The 22,809-nt window shown below is 39.2% G+C and carries 16 protein-coding genes; 1 reads left to right on the forward strand and 15 read right to left on the reverse strand.

The window, feature by feature from the left end:
* Window positions 1-61 precede the first annotated feature (61 nt).
* From QX565_RS11465 to QX565_RS11480, 4 genes are all read right to left on the reverse strand, one after another.
* Window positions 62-3,127: an endo-beta-N-acetylglucosaminidase gene (locus QX565_RS11465; RefSeq protein WP_007484749.1), complete on the reverse strand. Its 3,066-nt coding sequence runs from the start codon at window positions 3,125-3,127 to the stop codon at window positions 62-64.
* Window positions 3,128-3,209: 82 nt separating this feature from the next.
* Window positions 3,210-4,976: a SusD/RagB family nutrient-binding outer membrane lipoprotein gene (locus QX565_RS11470; RefSeq protein WP_007484748.1), complete on the reverse strand. Its 1,767-nt coding sequence runs from the start codon at window positions 4,974-4,976 to the stop codon at window positions 3,210-3,212.
* Between the two features lie 28 nt (window positions 4,977-5,004).
* The gene (locus QX565_RS11475) at window positions 5,005-8,511 is read right to left on the reverse strand and encodes a SusC/RagA family TonB-linked outer membrane protein (protein ID WP_025866913.1); all 3,507 of its coding nucleotides are present in this window, start codon (window positions 8,509-8,511) and stop codon (window positions 5,005-5,007) included.
* A 368-nt stretch (window positions 8,512-8,879) separates the two neighbouring features.
* Window positions 8,880-9,869 carry a FecR family protein gene (locus tag QX565_RS11480; RefSeq protein WP_007484746.1) on the reverse strand — a complete coding sequence of 330 codons (990 nt, stop codon included), beginning with the start codon at window positions 9,867-9,869 and terminating at the stop codon, window positions 8,880-8,882.
* 158 nt (window positions 9,870-10,027) lie between these two features.
* Here QX565_RS11480 and QX565_RS11485 point away from each other — a divergent pair, with 158 nt between their 5' ends.
* Window positions 10,028-10,624 (forward strand): RNA polymerase sigma-70 factor, encoded by a 597-nt coding sequence (locus QX565_RS11485; RefSeq protein ID WP_007484745.1) that lies wholly within the window; start codon window positions 10,028-10,030, stop codon window positions 10,622-10,624.
* Between the two features lie 20 nt (window positions 10,625-10,644).
* On the opposite strand, the gene QX565_RS11490 is transcribed toward QX565_RS11485, so the two are convergent.
* The 11 genes from QX565_RS11490 to QX565_RS11540 all read right to left on the reverse strand — a co-directional run bounded on the left by QX565_RS11490 (window position 10,645) and on the right by QX565_RS11540 (window position 22,642).
* A complete protein-coding gene (locus tag QX565_RS11490) occupies window positions 10,645-11,736 on the reverse strand; it encodes an AMP-binding protein (protein ID WP_289292805.1) in 1,092 nt (363 codons plus the stop codon).
* 13 nt (window positions 11,737-11,749) lie between these two features.
* Entirely contained in the window at window positions 11,750-12,775 is a 1,026-nt protein-coding gene (locus QX565_RS11495) for an o-succinylbenzoate synthase (protein ID WP_289292806.1), read from the reverse strand.
* A 36-nt stretch (window positions 12,776-12,811) separates the two neighbouring features.
* Complete coding sequence (gene menB, locus QX565_RS11500) at window positions 12,812-13,633, reverse strand: 1,4-dihydroxy-2-naphthoyl-CoA synthase (RefSeq protein ID WP_002561903.1); 822 nt, start codon at window positions 13,631-13,633, stop codon at window positions 12,812-12,814.
* A 183-nt stretch (window positions 13,634-13,816) separates the two neighbouring features.
* Window positions 13,817-15,511 carry a 2-succinyl-5-enolpyruvyl-6-hydroxy-3-cyclohexene-1-carboxylic-acid synthase gene (gene menD / locus QX565_RS11505; protein WP_195661546.1) on the reverse strand — a complete coding sequence of 565 codons (1,695 nt, stop codon included), beginning with the start codon at window positions 15,509-15,511 and terminating at the stop codon, window positions 13,817-13,819.
* A gap of 104 nt (window positions 15,512-15,615) precedes the next feature.
* Window positions 15,616-16,737 carry an isochorismate synthase gene (locus QX565_RS11510; RefSeq protein WP_195661545.1) on the reverse strand — a complete coding sequence of 374 codons (1,122 nt, stop codon included), beginning with the start codon at window positions 16,735-16,737 and terminating at the stop codon, window positions 15,616-15,618.
* Window positions 16,734-17,966, reverse strand: coding sequence for a Cof-type HAD-IIB family hydrolase (locus tag QX565_RS11515; protein WP_007484738.1), 1,233 nt, complete (start codon window positions 17,964-17,966; stop codon window positions 16,734-16,736). The genes QX565_RS11510 and QX565_RS11515 overlap by 4 nt, the downstream gene beginning before the upstream one ends.
* Window positions 17,967-18,135: 169 nt before the next feature.
* On the reverse strand, window positions 18,136-20,397 hold the full coding sequence (locus QX565_RS11520; RefSeq protein ID WP_195661544.1) for a GH92 family glycosyl hydrolase: 2,262 nt from the start codon (window positions 20,395-20,397) through the stop codon (window positions 18,136-18,138).
* 148 nt (window positions 20,398-20,545) lie between these two features.
* On the reverse strand, window positions 20,546-20,908 hold the full coding sequence (locus QX565_RS11525; RefSeq protein WP_289292807.1) for a DUF488 domain-containing protein: 363 nt from the start codon (window positions 20,906-20,908) through the stop codon (window positions 20,546-20,548).
* Between the two features lie 254 nt (window positions 20,909-21,162).
* Complete coding sequence (locus tag QX565_RS11530) at window positions 21,163-21,708, reverse strand: hypothetical protein (RefSeq protein WP_007484735.1); 546 nt, start codon at window positions 21,706-21,708, stop codon at window positions 21,163-21,165.
* A gap of 27 nt (window positions 21,709-21,735) precedes the next feature.
* Window positions 21,736-22,101, reverse strand: a complete 366-nt coding sequence (locus QX565_RS11535) for a hypothetical protein (protein ID WP_122202197.1) — start codon at window positions 22,099-22,101, stop codon at window positions 21,736-21,738.
* Between the two features lie 4 nt (window positions 22,102-22,105).
* Entirely contained in the window at window positions 22,106-22,642 is a 537-nt protein-coding gene (locus QX565_RS11540; RefSeq protein ID WP_002561911.1) for an RNA polymerase sigma factor, read from the reverse strand.
* Between the last annotated feature and the right edge of the window lie 167 nt (window positions 22,643-22,809).

Below are 22,809 nucleotides of genomic sequence, written 5' to 3' on the forward strand. Positions count from 1 at the left end.
TCACTGTATTTTCGGGCAATCTATCAATTATAGATTCTTATATTTAATATAAAAAAGACCTTTACTGTTTAAGTAACTTCTGACTGCGAATTACATTGTTATATTCCATTTTTACAATATAAACACCAGATGTCAGTTCTGCTACATTCAAACTCTCCGGATTACCAATCACATATTTAACCAATTGTCCTGTAGTTGTATAAATCCAAGCTCTTTCTACATCCTGGAAGAATATTACATTCTCTGCAGGATCCATCCAGCATTTTGAGAAACCAGCATATCCTTCTTTTATATTCTCAACACCTGAAGGAGGAGTAGTCGGATCTTCATCTCTTACACGATCCGGTTCGTCAGCTTCTCCCTGATCATGCAAATCAGGAGCAACAGGACGTTGAGGATTATCACCTGTAATTTCTACACCGAAGTCAATAGAAAATCCTTTAGCAGTTTGTCCGCAAGGACCAGGGTGTGCAAACCATGCATCAGAGAATACAACACGAAGACGACTCTTTCCAACAGCAGCATCAGCAGGAATCGTAAATTCTTTTGTGTATCCAACAGTTTCGAATTCGGGCGTACCCTTCCTTACAGTACCTAAGTCAAACAATAATTCATCACCATCCGGTTCAAATGAATCACTCTTATCCAAATCCATATAACCTTTTGCAAAACAGAAGCGTAACCCGTCAACTTTAGACAATGTACTTGTATCGTAAGCTTTGAAAGACAATGTAATGGTTTGTCCTTGTTTTACTTTTAACACATGATCAGTAGCATTCACATATTGAGTTCCGTCCGGTTGAGGAGCACTTGCATGGTAATCTAAATTCTGGTCAGCACCAGTTGTAGTAAATGATTCAACATAACGTTGTTCACGGGCAATATCAACTCCTTCGGCCGCAGGATTTACAACAGATTCACAATATGTATTATCTTTTGGTGCAGGCAAATTAGGAGATGTAGAGCGTTCTACTTTCACCCACTGTATTGGAGAATAGGTCTTGAAGTCAACAGATGCTGAGCGTACTCCAACATAAGGTTCATCACTATCTCCTTCAAAAACAATATTACCAGCAAATCCAGACCATCCGGTTGTACGTGCTATCTCTGAGATCTTACCGTTTTCGCCATTTTTATACATGATCTCAAAATGATCTATATTAGCTTCATCATTATAAAGTAATCCCCAGTTTGCACGGCTGAAATTAAGACCTGTAGGATCTACCGCCCAATTCAATTTCAATGAAAGAGACTTGGTCGTTTCTTCTTTTACCTCAACAACTAAACTGTTAGATTTTATATTAGCAGGAGTAGCAATACGACTATCACTCAATTCTAACTTACCAACCAACATGTTATAATTACCAGCATATGCACCTTTCACACGGAATCCTATGTATTCTATAACATCATTAGAAGAAAAACCTGCTAAAGCGATCTGTTTCTCTTCCCATGTTGGGCCATTAGTTTCACCAACTGCATACTCAAACCATTGGTCATTATTTTCTTTCTTTAATATCACATATAAACGTGAAGGTTCTGTACCTGTTGCACCTGATTTCAAAGCAACTTTGACTACAGGATCTGTACCTGACACTTTTAACTTAGAACGATAGAGAACAATATCCGTACCGTTGTCCGTTGAAGAACCTTCCAAACGTAAGGCAGACCCACCAATATAAGCATCTTCATGAGTAAATGAAGGTTGAATTTTTGTAGAAACAGTTGTAGTACCCGCATCATACACCAACCAACGATAAGTAGGAACTACGTCCTGTGCCCCTATATTATACCAACTGGCAAAAGTTTTCTTTCCTTTATAGTTATAACGTTCTCCATTACCTAAAGAGAAGAATGTATTGAAAGGAAGATCTCCCTGAATAGCCGTACGTTCAGGAATAAAAGTTGCTAATCCACAAAAACTTTCTAAGGGCTCTTTGTCTCCATCCTGTTCCCAATTATTTCCTGTATTGGAAACTGGCAATAAATTGGCCGGATTTCTGTTACCTCCGGAAAAAGTTCTTTCTAATAATTTCTGATAATTAGACTGAAATTCCATAGATGTAGCACCCACATTATAACTCATAAAACGACTCTGACCGTGTTCGCCCCATAAGCATACTCCAGCTTTTTTGGCTGATTCATTTTCGTTCAAAGCGCTCCAGCGTCTATCCATGCTAACAATCCAAACTCCAGTATATACTCCATCGGCATTCCCATAATTTGCTTCGGCAATATCAACCGAGGACCCAATTCCATAAGAAAAGTCACCACCAGCATAATTAAGCATCAAATCAGCGGTTTTGCCTGTCTCTTTTGTTCCATACAATGCGTCAACATAGCGTTGGCTAAGTGTAGAATTAGATGTATAAATACCAATATGGAAATTTTTAAATCCTTCCCGCTCAGCTATTTTATACAATTCTTTATGGAAAGCCATTACATCAGCATCAGCATAACCGGTATCTTCCCAGTTATAATTGATACCATCTGTTCCAAAAAACATTAAACAGTTAATAAATGCTTCGGCATATTTAAAAGATCCGTCTGGATTTTTCGCGGTTATCATTTCTCTGTACTTCGCAGACTCACTTCCGGGTGTCCAACTTTCAAAGAACTTAATTCCACTAAAAATATCCGTACCGTTCTTATGAGCAGCATCTACCCACGAACCTGGTGCCTGAAATAAACCATGGTTCCATGATCCGAATAAATTTGTATAATTCCACATAGAATATGTATCATCACTGAATGTAGAACTTGGATACCCACCAATTGCTTTACCTACTCCCATTGGAATATTCATCCACAAATTACGGTTTTCGTATATATTCGGATATAAGTTTTTACTTTTATCTTTCAAAATAGCTCGTGGACGTACATGAGAACGTGCAAACTCTAAATCAATCAAATTGAATCCTGCTGCTTCAAATTCCGCCTCGGTTGGATATTTACGTCCATTTTCCTGAGCAGTCAAAAACAGCTCCAACATTTCCCTATCATTGAAAGGGGTAAAATCAAATAATTCCGTTGAAGCAGAAGGTGGTATATCTCCTTCAGCCATTACCGGCGTTCCCCACGATAAACAGCACACAGCTGCCATACATGCCAATGTAATTCTTTTCATAATAAAAAAATTTAAATTATACAATCGGTATCCGGATGGTACTTTTCATAGTACCATCCTTTTACTTTAAAATCACTCCATATTAAAAATTGGGTTTATCAATATCCCACCATAAACGCGTAGCCTGTACATCACTACCTCCCAAAGCTTTCAATCCGGTATCATTTATATCCTGTTTAATAGCGTCCGTATCCCCCGGATAAGGCATTCTGCGAAGTAAATCTCCTTGTTTTAAGCTTCTATCACCATCTTCAACATTCAACACAGGAAATAACTTAGGATACCCTGTACGACGTAATTCACTCCATGCTTCATATGAATATGGGAAAAGAGAAATATATTTTTGAGTTATAATTTTTTCCAACTTCGTTTCAAGGTCATCGCCTTCATTCCACTTCACACCTATTTTTGTGACACTAACCATATTATTAGCATCATCCATCGGATCTTCATACACATAAGCAACCGGTGTATCCAAAGATTTATATTCAGGTAGTTTTGTAGCGTACCGACTCCCCAATGCTCTGTTTTCTACATCGGCATTATCAATACCACGTTCATAAAGTACTTGTGCACTTTCTCCCATATTCCAGCCACGTATCGCTCCTTCAGCTCTTAAAAAATCAACTTCTGAAAGTTTCATAAAATAAAGTGGAGCCATAGCTATGTAAGAACTGCCAATACGAGAATATGCAACACGAGGATTATTATCATAAGATTGTCCGGGTATCATACGCACACCCGCACGTAAACCTACAACGCGCGTATTTGCTGCAAGTATTTTATTATTATCATCACGATTGACTAACGGATTAGAGTTCTTCTCAAACAAATAAGTTGTATATGGGTGTTTCAGGCTCATCAACAGGCTCTCAAAAGAAGCGTTCAGACGAGTATCCCCCCATGTCTGAGAAATCTCAAGCAAAGGATTCGAAAATCCGACAAACATAGGATCCAAAGCTATTTCTTGTGACAACTTTTCAACAACACCAGCTTCTATGGCTTCTTCTGCCCATTTTCTTGATCTTTCAGGATTAACTTTTACTGTACGCATAGCCATTCTCAGCTTTAATGAATTGGCAAAACGATCCCATGTATCAATTTTCCAATCGGTTGTTATTGCATCATAACTCATCAATAACTTATCCACCTTTTTCTTATACCATTCCGGACGCTGTGGATAGTGCTTAAAGCAAGCAGATATGGTGTCAATATTATCAACGATTGTTGCGTAAATTTCAGATAATGTATTATAAGTAAACGGATGCTCCTCCTTGTTCTCTTTATAATTTATATATGGAAAAGGTCCGTATATATCAGCCATTTCTTGGGAAGCATAATCGTATAATAAAAGTGCAATTGCTTTTATCTCAGGAATAGAATCAATATCCGGATGATTCAGCATAGGTGTCAGATTATTTTTGGTAATTGTAAACGAACCATTAGGACCGGAATTAAAATCTCTGTTTACGTAATAAGTAGACGCTATGCGACCATCGAAATTATGTGGAAGACATAAATATCCTGCGTAATTATCAACTCCCAGACTGAATTGATATTGATACGCATGGCCACCGGGCATATTCCCCTCTTTTCCTCCACGCATACTATATTGAGCAGTCAATAATTGTCCAAATGTTCTACTTAATGCAGTTTCAGCTTTTGCAAATCCTTCCTCACTGATTTCTTTATGATAATCAATCAAATCTGCCTGACCATGATATACGACATCATCTTTAAGTTCATCATTTCCGGTAAATTCATCTCCCGGAATATCAAAATCCAAACAAGATTGTAGTCCAAACGTGGCAAATACTGCACACGCAACTGATAATATATATTTTTTCATAATTGTCATTTTTAACGATATATACTAATTAAAAATTAGCTTTCAGTGAAATACCAAACGAACGGGCAGAAGGCATATTAAATATTTCAAAAGCTCCTAAACCATTTTGAGTAGAAAGAGAGATATCCGGATCTACAGGTGCATCTTTATAGATAAAGAACAGATTGCGCGCTATCAAAGACAATGACACATTCTTGGAGGCACCCAACAAATTACGGAATGTATATCCCAAAGACAATTCTCTCAAACGGAAGTTTGTAGCATCATAAACATATTGTGTTGCATTTACATCACCGCCAATTCCTTGGTAATAAGCATTTATCGGTGCGAGATTTCCATCTGGCATATACATAGCAGGTTTTCCATTCCATATTAAATCATTATTGTTTTCAGCAGCCAGGCGTGCATCGGCAGTACGTTGAGAAACTCCTAACTTATCCAATTCCGCTTCAGTGAAGGAAATCACTTTACCGCCAATTTTACCATTAATCAAGAAATAAAGAGAGAAATCCTTATACGTGAAAGTATTACTCCATCCCAATTGAAATTTTGAGTTCATATTTCCAATATAAACACCAAATTGCTCACCAGATAGTTGTGGTTTACCCTCATCTGTTAACAAAATGTTTCCATCTTCGTCACGTAAAAAGTCAGTAGCATACATATCTCCATAAGATCCGCCTTCAACATATTTAACTTGAACTTTTCCACCTGCTATCTTTTGCTCAATCAAGACTTCACCACCATTTTCATTATGATAGGTTTTTACTATTTTATTATTGTTGTAAGAGAAATTCACAGTTGTTCTCCACAATAAATTTTTAGCCAAATTCAAAGAGTAACCTACAGTAGTTTCAATACCTGAATTTCGAATTAATCCGGTATTAACAGGAATGGCCTTTCCACTACCACTTGCATTCAACAAATAACCATTATGCAGAGCTGTATTATAATAGGTAAAATCCATATCTAAAGAATTGCCAAATAATGAAAGATCAAAACCTGCTTCAAATGATTTCGTTTTTTCAGGTATAGGATTAGCAAAATATCCATAATTAGAGGTTGTCACTGATCCTGTCAGTTTATTTTCTGTACTCTTAGAAAATATTATATTAGGAATAGAATTACCCACTTCACTATACGAGGTTCTCAACTTTAAGTTAGTTATAACTTCTGGTAAGGAGAAAATTTTACTCAACAAAGCATTTGCACCCACAGCAAAATAACCATAATTAGTAGGAGTACCACGACCTTCAAATTGTTTGAAAGCACGATACCAGTCTCTACGATAACTACCGTCAATATAAACTTTCTCTTTATATCCTAACTGTGCAGTAAATAACGCAGCTTTATCCCAATCTGAAGATTTTGAAAAACTTCTACTACCCAAAGATCCGTCTGAAGCTGTAGGCTCAAAAAAGTTAACCTGGGTTGGCAATATCCTTTTTTGAGGATCTGCAACAGTAGCTTGAGTCCATATTTTCTGAATCTCTCCTTTAATAGTATGTCCTACCCATCCGGCTGTAGCAGATACAGAAAAATCTTTAATATCTTTATTATAACTCAACAAGTAATCTACATAAATCTCGTTACTGCGGTTGATATCTTGTCCAAATATACCATAATCTTCCATTGCAGCAGGAGTCCATGTTGTAGCTGAACGCTTGGATGTTCCTTTAGTACGGGTACGATCCATACTCAAACGTCCTTGTACATTCAACCCTGCAAGTAATTCATATTTAGCAGTTACGTATCCATATAATCGCTCTTCTTCCGTTTTTCCCGTACATTCATTTACCAACCAATAAGGATTATTATGACCTTTAGAGGTATAAGCCCATTGTTGTTGCTTGCCTTCCAAGGGTACCTGAACGTCAGAAATCCACTCATAAGAGTTACCGTTTTTCTTATAGTATCCCTGCGGATTAGATAACCATTGCCCCTTTTCTATCATATAGTTGTCTTTATAATACTGCATATCGATATTACGAGGAGTTGTATAAAGGTCATACAACGGATTTAATGCCGTACCACCACCAGGTCGATTACGCAGAACAGTATGTACATAATTCACAGATACATCAATATTCAATTTCTTATTAAATAGCGCATAACTCTGTCTAAAAGAAAGCGTATTTCTATTGTAATTATTCCTGGGAACCATACCATCCGAATGAGAATTAGCAAATGAAAAATAAGAACGTATCTTTTCCGATCCTCCACTCAATGATATTGAGTTATTCACAGTAACACCTGTTTGAAAAAAATCATCAACATCATCATTTGCATAATTGCGTAAATGAGCTCCTTCATAAGCAAGCTCTTCTGATGTCATATCCGTCAACTTTTTGCCCCAACTATCAAGAGCTAATGTGTTCGCAGACAGATTAAGAGACGCACCATAGATATTTTGTATTTCAGGAGTTAATAATGGTTTTTCAAATGTAACATTAGAAGAAATATTGACATCGATACGTCCCTCTTTACCTTTCTTAGTAGTGATCATAATGACACCATTCGCAGCTGCACTACCATAAAGAGCAGCTGCATTAGCGCCTTTTAGAATGTTAAGACTCTCAATATCATCAGGATTAATGGTTGAAAGAGGATCAGAACCTTCAGATGTACCTGAGTAATTAATACCAGAACCATCCCCCCAGCCTTTTTGTCCACTAATATTGTTGGTCATAGGAATACCATCTACCACTACTAAAGGGCTATTGTTTCCTAAAACTGACTTGTTTCCTCTTAATAAAATCTTTGATGCACCACCGGCGCCACCGGCACTTGGAGTAATTGTAATACCAGACGCCTTTCCCTGCAGTGAGTTAACAAAATTGGCATCTTGCACTTTCATTAGCTCCTCACCGCTCACTTTTTGAGTTGCATACGTCAAGGACTTTTCTTTGCGTTCGATACCCATAGCAGTAACTACCACTTCATTTAATTGTAGTGCATCTTCTTTCATTGTTACATTGAAAGAGGTACGCCCTGCAATCGATAATGATATTTTTTGATAACCAATATAGGAAAATTCCAATACACCATCTTCAGGCACTTCAAGGGAATAAATTCCGTCCATATCAGTAATAGTTCCTGTAGTAGTTCCCTTAACCAGTACGCTTACTCCAATCAAAGGCTCACCGTTTTCATCCGTTACTACTCCTTTTATTATACGTTTGTTCTGCTGTGTCACGTTTCTCACTTCATCCACTTCTTTTGTAAAGAGCACCAAATACTTATCCCGTACTGAAAAAGAGGCACTAGTATTTTTAAGTAAGCGATTCATAACAGTCCCTAATTTCTCACGATTAGCTTTAATCGTCACTACTCTATCAGGATTAATATCTTTAGTATTATATACAACTGACAGAGAAGTTTGCCGACCAATTTCGTTCAGCACCTTACTCAAAGGGACATTAGTAAAATCCAGATTTAACAGTACATTTTGTGCAGATGCACTTAAAAAGGCTGGAATAAAAAGGAAAAGGAACCCCAACAAGAATTTAATCTTGTACTTTGTAATTTTTTTCATTTCGTATTCTTTTAACATTAACAGATTAAGAAACCATCTCAATATAAAATCCAATACAGGAAATCTTTTTTATGGAATATCTTTCATTATCTATAATTATTTTAGGTTATTATATTGGTTGTTATTTCGCTTTTACTAAAATAATACAGTTAACAGAGCATAGTTACTAAAAGAAAAGAGAAAAATTTAAAAGAAAAGAGAAAAAAAGGATGTTAAAAACCCCAATAGTCTAAAAAAGATATGAATAAAAGATAGATAAAAAGACAAAGAGAGTATATCAAAGAGAGACACGTAGATCACATGCAAACTCTTCTTTGATATACTCTCTCTAATTTATTAGTTGATGAGTACTTAGAATTTATCTATTTTTATTTCCCGGCAGATAAATAGATCTTATTTCCGTCTATTTTATACTGAAAACGTTTGGTTAATGATAATACAGAGAGAATATCTTCTATATTATCATCCGTACGGAACTCACAAGTAAAACGTTCTTTTTTTAATTGTTCATCTTTAAAATAAAAATGAACGTCAAAGTGCTGTTCAAGACATCGCGTCATTTCTAAACACGTAGCTTGCTCAAAAGCAAGTTTTCCTTGTATCCATAAAAGTACATCCCGGGGTGAAGAAGATTCTGTAAGTTCTGCCTGCAGAGTTGAAGTATTCACATTAAGAATCTGTCCTGGTTTTAAAATGAAACCCTCATTATTTTCCCGAGGTAAATCAACACGAATAGAACCTTTCAGCAAAGTAGCAACAACTTTCTCTTCTGCAGCACGAGCACGTACATTAAACTTCGTACCCAACACCTGCGTTTTTATGTTTTTGCTGTTTACAATAAAAGGAGCATGTTCATCACGTGCCACCTCAAAATAAGCTTCACCCGTAAGATTTACCTGACGTTCCCGACTCCATAAAGAAGATTTATAAGCTAACTGAGTAGAGGCATTCAACCATACCTTAGAACCATCCGGCAACACAAACTGCGCACGCTGTCCAGCTGTTGTTGCCACAATATAATTCGATGTTTTATTTAATGCCAAATAAGAAAAGCCGATAGTAAATACAATTCCAGTGAGAAAAGCAGCCAATGGAATAGCATAACGCTTCCAACCAATAGAGCGACGCTTCTTTACTGCACTCTCTTTGGGCTTCATTGCGACTTTCAACTTCTTCAGAGAACCTTCTACATCAACTGAGTTCATCACAGCAACGCGATCCCCGACAAATGCTGTATAATATATTTGTTCAAGTAGCTTCCGGTTTTCTTCAGAAGCTTTGGACCAAGTCTCTACTTGTAAAACTTCCTCTTCACTGAGTTCTCCATTGAAGTAGCTCAGTAATTTCATTTCATCCATCATGTTCAATCTTTATACCTAATATATACTATTGTCGTAGGTAATACAATTGTGGCAGCAAAGATACTAAATGAAATAGAAAAAAAAATATTATTTAATGATTCATTTTGAGAATGGAGAAATTATAAGTATGTTTGTTGTATATTTAATTAAAAAGAATGGGGAACTTTACTAAACCTTTAGATATAAATGATAATAGTACCGTAATCGCCGCATTAAAGGACAGCGATGTACAGGCTTTCGAAGAAGTATACCGTTATTATTTTCGAGGATTATGTGCGTTTTGTTCTCAATATGTTTCCCAAATTGAATCAGAAGAAATCGTACAAGATACCATGATGTGGTTATGGGAAAACCGTTCAAGTCTGATTGCAGAGCTTACACTAAAAACTCTGCTTTTTACCATAGTAAAAAACAAGGCATTAAATCGTATAACTCATCATGAAATTAAACGAAAAGTCCACCAAGAAATAGCCGATAAATACGAGAAAGAGTTCATAAGTCCTGACTTTTATTTAGAAAACGAACTATTCAGACTTTATGACAAAGCATTAGCAAAACTACCTGTTGAATTTCGGGAGGCTTATGAATTAAACAGGAAGTATCATCTCACCCATAAAGAAATTGCCCTCAAATTAAAAGTTTCTCCACAGACTGTTAATTACCGAATCGGTCAGGCTCTTAAAATTTTACGTGTAGAATTAAAGGATTATCTACCATTTTTAATTTTCATATATTATATTCGATCCTTATAAAGTAATAGATAAAAAAAGGATCATATTTGTACCATTTTTTCCGCAAACAATCTACAGTTAGCCCGATCTATTTTTCCACTACCTGTAAGAGGGAGATGAGAAATTACAAGTATTTGCCTGGGGCATTGATATTTAGGTAATACAGAATGAATCTTTTCTTTTAGCATATCTGTATTCATTCCTTCTTCCAACAGAAGTACAACCGCCTGTCCTAACTTTAAATCCGGAATGGAGGTTATTGCAAAAGGAACTGTTATAAGAGATTTCAATAATTCCTCCACTACTTCTGCCTGTATCTTAATTCCTCCACTATTAATAATATTGTCCTTTCTTCCAATGATGATAAAACTACCATCCGGATAAAGTTGTGCCACATCATTTGTAACCAACACTTCGTCACAAACCAAGGGTGCCTTTATCATTAATGTACTTTCAGGAGATAATGAAAGCTCGACTGAAGGGAACGGCCGGTAATATAAAGAGGCAGAAACACCATTTAACCTGCGCAAAGCGATATGTGAAAGTGTTTCTGTCATGCCATAAGTAGAATAAATTTCTCCGGGTAATGAACGTATCTCTGTCTCAAGAGCTGCATCAATAGCACCTCCACCTATAATAAGTATATCTGTGTGACTAAGACGCTCTTTCTCTTGTGGTACCTGCAAGGTATTAAAAACCTGTAAAGGTACCATTGCCGCAAAACGAAGTGGCATATCCACATCGGCAAGCGGATGCCCGGAGGGAGTACGTAATATAAGATTTAAGCCAGCCACCAATGCGCGAACCACTACCATTTTACCAGCAATATACTGTAAAGGCATGCAGAGTAAAACAGTGTCATTTATACGAAGATTCAAAAACTCACAAGTCAAACGGGCACTTTGCATCATCTGTTCTTTACGGACCATCAACACTTTGGGTATCCCGGTAGAGCCCGAAGTATGGACTTCTATAAAAGGGGAGTCATTAAACCAATCAGCAAGAAAATGATATAAATCGAGCAAAAAAGGAGAAGTCACTTCTGAAACATTACTAATCAGATGCACTATTTCTTCCCGGGAGTACTTTTTGCCTTCTAATGTCAAACTCTGCTCACATCTATTCAGTTGCATGACAAATCAATAATTAATGTGTTACAGAATACCACAAGCAATCTTTCCTTACTTCAAGAGGCATCTCTATATTATTAGTGAACAAGGCACCGGTACCAAGTCCCTGTGGCAAAGGATTATTAAATGTAGCACACCAATGAGCAATAGCATTCAATCCAATATTAGATTCGAGAGCAGAAGTAATCCACCAGCCGATTGTCAGCTCCTCAGCCAAACGAATCCATTCGTCACCACCGGCAATACCTCCATGAAGAGATGGTTTCAAGATAATATACTGAGGACGGATCTGTTCAAGCAAACGCCGCTTATTTTCTGAGGTATTGATTCCGATTAACTCTTCATCCAATGCGATAGGCAAAGGGCTTACCTCAGTAAGACGTGCCATTTCCTCCCACTGTCCGGCACGAATAGGTTGTTCTATGGAATGCAGGTCAAGCTCCGCCAAACGGCTTAACTTATCCATTGCATCAACCGGAGAAAAAGCACCGTTAGCATCCACACGAAGCTCTATTTCCTTTGCAGAGAAATGAGAACGAATAAAACGTAATAAAGTCAGTTCCTCCTCAAAATTGATAGCACCTATTTTTAATTTGATACAACGGAATCCTGTTTGCATCTTCATTTCAATCTGTTCAAGCATTTTTTTGTAATCGCCCATCCAGATAAGACCATTAATAGGAATTCCAACTTCTCCATGTGAAAAAGGCGTATTCCAAAGTGCAAAACTCCCTGCCTCCAGATGACGGAAAGCAGTTTCGAGTCCAAAGAGAATAGAGGGATACTCCCGAAGTTCTTCTACCGAAAAAGTCCCTTCGGCAGCCACACGGTTACAGATTCGGGATAAGACTGATTCATAATCAGGAATATCATCGCAACTCAGTTTAGGGAGCGGAGCACACTCACCAATACCTATCCTATCGGGATACATATCAGAAGTAAGATGAAGATACCATACATCACGAGTGACGTAAATACCTCGTGATGTACCCGCCGGCTGCTTAAAATGGAGCTTATGAGGATGAATCTTTATATCGTACATAGCATTTATACTCTTAAAGAAAGCCGATCTTCTTTATTATGGCAATTTGGGAAATTGTTTAAAATCTGGTTTACGCTTTTCAAGAAAAGCATTTTTTCCTTCCTGAGCCTCATCAGTCATATAATACAGCATCGTTGCATCACCCGCCAACTCCTGAATGCCTGCCTGTCCGTCAAGCTCAGCATTCAATCCGGCTTTAATCATACGAAGAGCAAGCGGACTGAGTTGCATCATCTCTTCTGCCCACTGAACATATTCATCTTCGAGTTGCTCTAAAGGTACCACTTTATTCACCAATCCCATATCAAGTGCTTCTTGTGCATTATACTTACGGCAAAGGAACCAAATTTCACGTGCCTTTTTCTGTCCTACCACACGGGCAAGATATGAGGATCCAAAACCAGCATCGAAGCTACCTACACGAGGTCCCGTCTGTCCGAAGATGGCATTCTCTGACGCAATACTAAGATCACAAACCACATGGAGCACATGTCCGCCACCAATAGCAAAACCATTTACAGCAGCAATAACAGGTTTAGGAATGCTTCTAATTTGCTTCTGTACATCCAATACACTCAGACGAGGTACCCCATCCTTTCCAATATAACCTCCGCGACCTTTTACATTCTGATCGCCACCACTACAAAAAGCCTTATCGCCTGCTCCGGTAATAACAACTACACTGATACAGGCCTCTTCACGGCAAATACGCATCGCATCACTCATTTCACCGGTAGTAGTAGGCGTGAATGCGTTACGATACCGTTCGCGATTGATAGTAATACGGGCAATGCCGTTATAGTAATCAAAAAGAATATCTTCGTATTCTTTGATTGTTTCCCATTTTCTTTCTGACATATTCTTCTTTTTTATAAATTTAAGTACTGTATCCTAATTAAATAACCGTATCATTGAAACGCAGATTATCGCAAATTCACGCAAAGAATATCATCCCCTCAAATACAGCAAACCATCTAATATGCGATTATTTGCGTTTCAATAAAACGCTGCCATAACTATGAATGAAATTTGAAGTACTATTTATTTCTTCTCTTTATTCGGTGCACTTTCACGTCCGGCAGCCTGATGATAGAAGTCTTTCAGAATTCTTGCATCTTTATTCTTATTGGTAAAGACCTCTACCAATACCGGTTGCGTCATAGGCTCCGGTTGTGTAAACAATTGCATTGCTTCTTCTAATTGCACCTCATCTTCCACTTTCTGGTAAAGAAAACCGCGGTCTTCCGCCCATCCTTTGGCAGATGCTTTATGAACAGCAGTAATAAATTTGTGCGATGTACCCGACATTTCCAATCCCGGCAGCGTATGGAAAATTTCCCCTCCTCCATTATTCAACAGCAGAATACGCAGATTCGCACCAAAATTTCCATTCCACAAAGCATTCATATCATAGAAAAAACTAAGATCGCCAATGACTACAAAGTTCAATTTGTCCGAAGCCGCAGCATAGCCAACAGCAGTGGATAAAGAACCTTCAATACCACTCGTCCCCCGATTACAACAAACTTCTACCGTTGCAGGAACAGTGAACAACTGGGCATAACGCACCGCCGAACTGTTAGCTAAATGAAGCGCACACTGTTGGGGTAATGCTTGTATCAATGCTCCGATTGCAGACATCTCCGAATAAGGTAACTCGGGTTGTGGCAATGTTTTACAGAAGTTCTCCCACAACAAAGGATACTGAGGTGTTTTGTTCTCAAGTAAAAATGCAATTTTTTCAAGAAATTCAAAGGGGTCCATTTCTATCACAGTTGTCAATGAACCATAAAGATCGACTATCTCTCCATCGGGAGATACATGCCAATGTTCTTTTGGAGGATTATTCCGCAAAAACTTCTTCAGACGTTTGGATACAACGTGTCCACCGTAAGTAATCAATAGTTCCGGTGCCATTTTTCCTTGCATCTCTCCGTCCATTGCATAAATTGCCACATCGAAATTCTTCACAGGAATACCTGGAATGGTCTGGTTTCCAATATGCTCTGTCAACCAGGCAAAATGCTTGTAAAGTAGCTTCGAATATTTTTTTTCAAACAAATAAATCAGATTCATCTGTCCGACAATAATCATACGCTTTTGATATTGATTGAGCCGTTGGATAAGATCGTTATAATCCCGGTCATAAATATTCAAACCCTGATAACGGGTAATAACCCGTACTTCAGGAAGTGTCTCAGTAGTGAAACGGAATATCGGCTCGGTGACAGGGACATTGATATGTACCGGTCCTTTGCCATGATGATGTGTCTCCAGCAAAGCTTCATTAACCAGACGATTACAATACCATTCGTCTTCATCCGTATAGATTTCCGGAAGGTTTACTGATTTCTTCACCAGCGTGCCAAAAACACCCGGTTGCGGTAAAGTCTGCCCATCCATCTGCCCTATCCAGGCAGCAGGTCTGTCAGCAGAGATGACAACCAAAGGAACATTCTGATAAAAAGCTTCGGCTACAGCCGGATATAGATTGAGCAAAGCTGTACCGGAAGTACAACATACGGCAGCAGGTGCTCCACCATTCAGAGCTAACCCAATAGCAAAAAACCCGGCACTACGCTCATCCGTTACAGAATAACACTTAAAGGAAGGATGGGTGGACAGGGTATGAACAAGGGGAATATTACGACTCCCCGGACACAATACAATCTTCGTCACTCCATGTGCTTCGAGCAACGCCACTAATTGGAGAATATTCTTCTTATCTGTATACACTTTATTTAGTTGAAAGTTGTTTAATTGACAGTTGACAGTTGACAATTGACAGTTACTATGCAGTATCATAGCGCAGCTCACTGTCAATTGTCAATTGTCAACTGTCAACTGTCAATTAGATTAAGCATTGTTTGCATTTTCTTTTCCGTCTCCAACCATTCGTCCTCCAATTCGGAAGAAGCGAGCAATCCGCCACCGGCATAGAGAGTCAATTGTTCAGAACTTATATTCATACAACGCAAATTAACATATAAATCAGTCTTTCCACTGGGATTCAATGTACCAATGAAACCAGAGTAATATCGACGATCGTACTTCTCATTATCCTGAATAAACCGATATGCCTCTTCTTTGGGAAGTCCGCAAACGGCAGGTGTGGGATGCAACAAATTCAGCAAATTTCCCAGTTTATTGCTATCCGGCAATGAGAAATGAAAATCAGTCTTCAAATGAGACAGTGCCCCGGCAAATGCCGGATAAGGACCGTTTTCCTCAGGATGGATATTAAAAGAAAGAAGCTGGCTCCGAATATACGAAGCAACGTACTCCTGTTCTTCACGGTTCTTATCATCCCATTCTTGTGGTAATTTTCCATTTTGAAGAGACTGTGTACCAGCCAGTGCTACCGTGCTCCATTCATTTTTTTCTCCTGCAAGAATAATTTCCGGAGTACTACCCAACCATACCCCGGTTTGTGGAGTATAGCATAAATAGACATAGGAATACAGATACCTCCTACAAGCCTCATGAAAAGCTGCTGCCGGTGAAAATTTCGATGGAACGTCCAGTTTCTGATCACGGGAAAGTACCAACTTATCGAACTGCTTTTGACGCAATGCCTTGATGAAAATGCCAAAACAACCGGCATATTTGTCCGTACATGGCGCATAATGAACAGACTTTGGCGCCCGTTCCGCTACCGGACTATAATAATCCGGCTTTATGTCATCCGAACACTCTTTCGTTGAGTCAAACTCTATTTCACATACTTCATCCGGCCTCAGCAACACAATCGGTGCATCCTTCCCTATCCGAAAAGGGGCTATCACAAAGCCACTCCGTCCATTCAACTCTTCTATATCATTAAACAGACTTACTTCACTGTTGAGTTGTACCATCAAATGGATAACCTTTTCTCCCGGTATACGATACATGGCAAAAGGCATTCCAGTCTCAATAAAACGATCCACGAGGATATAGGCTTCCTGTTCTCCTGTATTAATCATCCTTTTTTCAATACACTATTTACTACCCGTATTGAAGACACCAGCTTGGCTGTAGAAGTAAACACATCCACGTTCCAGACATGCGAAGAGCGTCCTTTATGAACAATTGTTCCCACAGCTCTCACCGTATCTCCTTCGTGAGCAGAGGATATATGATTTCCACTGACTTGCATACCTACTACTATTTCGTCGGGGTTGCAGAGTATCATCGAACCGAGTCCTGCCACTGTTTCGGCCAGTGCCAGCGTTGCCCCTCCATGAAGGATACCGAATGGCTGACGGGTACGTTCGTCTACCGGCATAGTAGCTTCTACCCTATCCTCAGAAGCATAAGTATATTGAATGCCCAGGTTTCCCATCAAGGCATGGCGAGCCCGTTGATTAAGTTCGTCCAAAGGAACTTCTGCCGGACGTATTTCTGAGAGAATAGCTTTCTCTACAGCTATCGCTACTCCATCCTCATCATTAGAAGTGGTGATTCTGTCAGCACATACCTTTACTGAATCCTGCGCATTACCCATAGCAATGCCCAGCCCGGCAGACTGTATCATAGAAACATCACAAACACCATCACCAATAGCGATAACTTCTTCTGAACTGATATTCAGTGTTTCGAGCAAAGCTCCCAAGGTATTCGCTTTATCAATAGAACAAGGGACCACTTCGAGGAAGTAGGGTTCGGAACGGAATACGTCCAACGCACCGTTCAGTCGTTTGCGCCAGTGCTCTTCAAGTCCCACAAGGGCTTCTTCATCATCACTGACAAGCATACATTTGCAAGGAGCAAAGTCTATTGCAATTGAAAATTCCGTTTCAGGGATTATCTTCAGACCATTAAGCTCAGCTTCCTGGCGTATATGTTCATTTTCGGGTGAATCGGTAATAATAGTGTCGTCATGATAGGTAAAGATAGCAAAACCGTTTTTACGGGCTTTCTTTTCCAGATAAGGCAACATCTCAGGGTTTATCCTACGCTCAAACAGGAGTTCACCATTTTGCGCATTGATAATCTGCCCACCATTATAAGACAGAATAAAGCCTCCATAGTTTCCAAGTTCCAGCTTCATGGCAAGGGGCATAAGGCCATATGTAGGTCTGCCGGAAGCCAATACGATACGTACTCCCATCTGCTGCACTTTCAATAAAGCGGCAAGGGTACGTTTACTGATTTCCTTTTCACTATTGAGCAACGTTCCGTCTACATCAAGAACTAATAATTTATACTTCATAACTTATTGGTTTTGGGGTTCCGACAGCAAAGGTAGGATTATTTAATTGAAAATTGAAAGTTGAAAGTTGAAAATTAAATATTAATTGGAAAGAGAGGGGAGGAAAAAAAAGCTGCACTGTAGTTGTTCTCTCAACCTACAGCGCAGCTCCTCTTTTATTTTTTAATTTTTATTTTTTAATTACCTTCCCCATTGTTAATTCCAATGTACCCCCATCTACAATGTCTTGATGTGTAAAGAAAGGTTTATCCAGCGGTTTTCCATTCAACACCATAGACTGGATGTACTTATTCTCACGACTATTATTTTTAGCTATAACCGTAAATTTCTTACCATCTTTCAGATTCACCGTAGCTTTGTTGAAAAGAGGGCGACCGATAGAATACACTGGTTTTCCGGGACATACCTGATAGAATCCCATCGCATTGAGTATATACCATGCAGACATCTGACCACAGTCTTCATTGCCCGAAAGCCCATCCGGATCATTGAAATACAACGTTTGCAATACGCTGTCTACAAGTTCCTGTGTTCTGTAAGGCTTATCCACGTAATTATACATATGAATAATGTGATGACTGGGTTCATTGCCATGAGCATATTGTCCGATCAGACCGGAGATATCAGCTGAAGTATTTTCACCTTCCAAAACAGAGCTTACAGTAAACAATGAATCGAGTTTGCTAATGAACCCTTCGCGGCCCCCCATCAGTTCAACCAGTCCGTCAATCTGGTGAGGTACAAACCAAGTCCATTGCCAGGCTGTTCCTTCACAATAATCATCGTTGCGATGTGTAGAAGAGCGGGGATTAAACGGTGTACGCCAATTACCCTTACTGTCAAGTCCACGCATAAAACGTGTGGACGGATCAAAATAAGTTTTATACCCTTCGGCAAATTTGGCATACTTCTCATGATTGGCAGCATCTCCAAGGCTCTCGGCAAATGCAGAGATACACCAGTCATTGTAGGCGTATTCCAACGCCTTGGCTACAGCCTCATTGTCTTTATCGCAAGGTACATAACCTATTTTATTTTTCCAGTATTTGGCTTGTGGCATCAGATGAGGCAGTACCAACGGAGGACACTTAATCCCTGTCGTATCATACTCAGCCACACGTAAACAGGCTTTATAAGCCTCATTTACATTAAAGTTATGATACCCTTTCATATAAGCATCTACAATGACCGGCACTGCATGGTAACCAATCATTGTACCGGTATAGTTACCAGCCAGTTCCCACATGGGGAATACACCACCTTCACGTTGCTTTTGGATAAGAGAGCGAATGAATGCTTCATTCAAATCGGGATCAATAATGGTCATCAACGGATGATAAGCACGGAACGTATCCCACAAAGAGAATATAGTATACATCGGTTCATTCACACTACCCTGATGAGCTTTCAGATCCATACCCAAATAACGACCGTCTACGTCAGTGAAGAGATTGGGCTGCATACCAGTATGATAAAGAGCGGTATAGAACATCGTTTTCTGATCCTTATCATCAGTATCAATATCTATTTTTGCCAGATAGTCATTCCATGAAGCACGTGCCGCTTTACGAACGCCATTAAAATCCCATTCGGGAATCTCAGCTTCTACATTCTTGCGTGCTCCATCTATATCAACAGCCGAAATACCCACTTTCACATACACCTCTTCACCGGCTTTGGTATTAAAATGCAGCAAAACTTTAGCAGTAGGCAACAAAGGACCACCTTCGTCGAGCACCATAGAATCAGTCACCATTGTATAAGTAAATGGTTTAGAGAATTTTGCATAGAAATTGATATACTGATCAAAAGCCCAGTAAACCGTTTTCTTACGTCCGCATATTTCTGTATCGCTGATTACCTCCAATTCCATTTCTTCATTCTTCTGGCGTTGCAGGCTATAGTCTAAATCGAGAATAAAACCCGATTCATCAGATTGTGGAAAAGTATAACGATGAATGGCTGCGCGTTTAGTTGCCGTAAGTTCTGCTTTCACATTGTACCGGTCCAGCACTACAGAATAATACCCCGGTTGAGCCATTTCATTCTGATGTGAAAAAGCGGATGCATAAGCCATCTGCTGGCTTTTCGAACCCATAGCCTGATAATCCTGTTTGCCAACAGTAGGCATCAGTAGTACATCACCATAATCGCCACACCCTGTACCGCTAAGATGAGTGTGCGAAAATCCATTGATGGTAGAATCATTGTAGTAATAGCCCGAACAGGCATCCCACTGATAAATACGTGTATCCGGACTCGGTTGAATCATACCATTGGGAACCACCGCTCCCGGATAAGTGTGTCCGTGTCCTCCGGTACCGATGAAAGGATTTACAAAATCCGTGTAGTCTTGCGATGTAGATGTCTGAGTACAAGCGGCCATTCCCAGTAACAAAGAGCATCCGATTAGTGCAGAAATAAGTCTCATATCTATTCGTTTTTTTGAAATGTTTCAATACATATTAGTTTTAAGAAGACAAAAGTGTGGCCTCTTACAGTATATAATACAACTGAAAAGCAAAAAACACTAACGCCCCGGAGGGCAAAAGTAGCAAAAAAACGATAATAAGTAACTATTACTTAAGGTGTATCTCTAAATATTGTTGCAAAATACGAGCATGATTATATACAGGTTCTTTGGAAGCATACAGTAGAGTAACAACTTTATAAGACGCTATTTTTGTAAGAAACTCCTTTACAGCAGCAGCAGAGCCTTCCAGTTCTTTTTCATACATTGCTGCAAACTCTTTCCAATGTCCGGCAATATCTCCGTGAAACCATTTACGCAGATCCGGAGAAGGAGTGATGTCTTTTTCCCAGACATCATATTTCAAATACTCTTTTTTCATCCCCCGAGGCCATAGGCGATCTACCAAAACGCGATATCCATCTGTATCGGCAGGTTCTTCATATACCCGCTTAATTTTTATCTGAGTCATAAATTGATACTTAATATTATACTGAATGAACCAACAAATAAAGAAATGGTTCATCCTGCCTGGAGACTACACCTCGCCTGCATGCAATAAAAACAAAGCTATATGCGTTTCAATACAAAAACATAACGCACTGATAATCAACAAATATCAGAATGTACACTTTTGTCATACAAGAGTGTACACTTATATATAGCAAGAATGTACATTCTTGTATGACAAAAGTGTACATTCTTATTATTCATCACAAATTGAGCTTATTTCTGCGACTTCACATTGTTGTTGCCACGTTGCATATTACCCTTCTTTGCTTCCGCCCGTTGTCCCTGTTTTTGTCCTTGGCGTTTTTTCCATTCTTTCTGAAATTTATGTGCATTCCCTTTCTCTAATTGATAAATCTTCATTATCTGTTTAGGAGAAAGTATCTTACGAAATTCATTATAATACTTCTCACGTATATCCAGCAATTTACGGCTCTGTGTAAAACGATCTTTAATCGCTTTTTCTACTTCCGCATCCGTAGGGATAGCCTTCGGAGCTGGCTGTGTAGCAGCTGCATCCTTCACTCTGGGTTTGCGGGCATTCTCCATACGTACCTCACTCAACTCCTTCAGATATTTCTGATACACAGGAACGAATTTAGCAGCAGTAGCATCATCGAGCATCAACGCCTTCACTACCTGATTACATTGCATGGCCTGAATCTGTTCTCTATCCGGACGTTTTTTCTCTTGTGCAAAAGCGGACTGGTTACACATAGCAACAACAGCCAAAAGCATAATAATAATTCTTGTTTTCATCATTTGTTCTCCTTCTTTTTTAATTATCTATTAAAATAAAAATATATCAGTTTCCGAAAGTTCGGCAAGTTCCTGTAGTTCTTCATCCGACAGATTCTCTATAAAATGATCCATCGCATCCGAGTTAGCAGACTCCGTTTCAGCCATCAGCACAAGAGTCGGTGATGCAGTAGGTACCTCACCCCCCCCCGGTTCCAGTGGCATGAATAACAATCCGGCCAATAGCGCAGCGGCAGCCAATACAGTCGGAATGATAATGTGCAACCGATTCTTCACACGGCGTTCCTCTCCACACGTATGCTTTAGTATCCTACGCCGGTTGTCTTCAAAGAAAGATTCAGGCGTTTTATAAGGCATCCGCTTCCCAATGTCATCAAAATCAAAATCTCTGTTCATAACTCTAACTATTTACAATGTATTCCTTTATTCTTTCTTTCGCATAGTGATAATTCACTTTGAGTGTCTCCGCACGGTCACCCGTTATCTGGCTAATGGCCTCGTAGTCCAGTTCGTCATAATAACGGAGGTTAAACACCACCCGTTGCTTTTCCGGCAATTTCAGAATAGCCGTCTGAAACTTCACAGCCAACTCATTTTCATAGTCTACGTAATCGGAAGTTTTCAACTTATCGAGCAATTCCTCCTGTATCTCTTCAGCAGAAACAACCTCTGCTTTGCGGGTTTTCAAGAAGCGAAGGCTCTCGTTAGTGGCTATCTTATAAATCCAGGTAATAAGCGAACTCTCTTCACGAAATTGTTCCAAATGCCGGAAAATACGGATAAAAACTTCCTGAATAATATCTTCCGCATCCTCATGGGACACAACAAGACGCCGTATGTGCCAATATATCGGTTCCTGAAAACTGTCTACCAGCATTCTGAACCCCTTTTCAGGATTGGAAGCACAAGTCTCCCTGATTTTATTTTCGTTTATCATCTGTTCTTCTGGGCTTTATAGGTTAGAACTCAGATGAAGGGGAAAGTTAAACCGGAAGGATTCTTTTTCATGTTCATTAACAAAAAGGAAGAAGTCCCGCTATATTTTTAAATACAACAGGACTTCTCCCTTTTGAGTTGAACTCACCACAGAGTGGAGCAGAGTTT

Source organism: Bacteroides sp. 41_26, from assembly GCF_949740115.1.
Taxonomy (GTDB): domain Bacteria; phylum Bacteroidota; class Bacteroidia; order Bacteroidales; family Bacteroidaceae; genus Bacteroides; species Bacteroides nordii.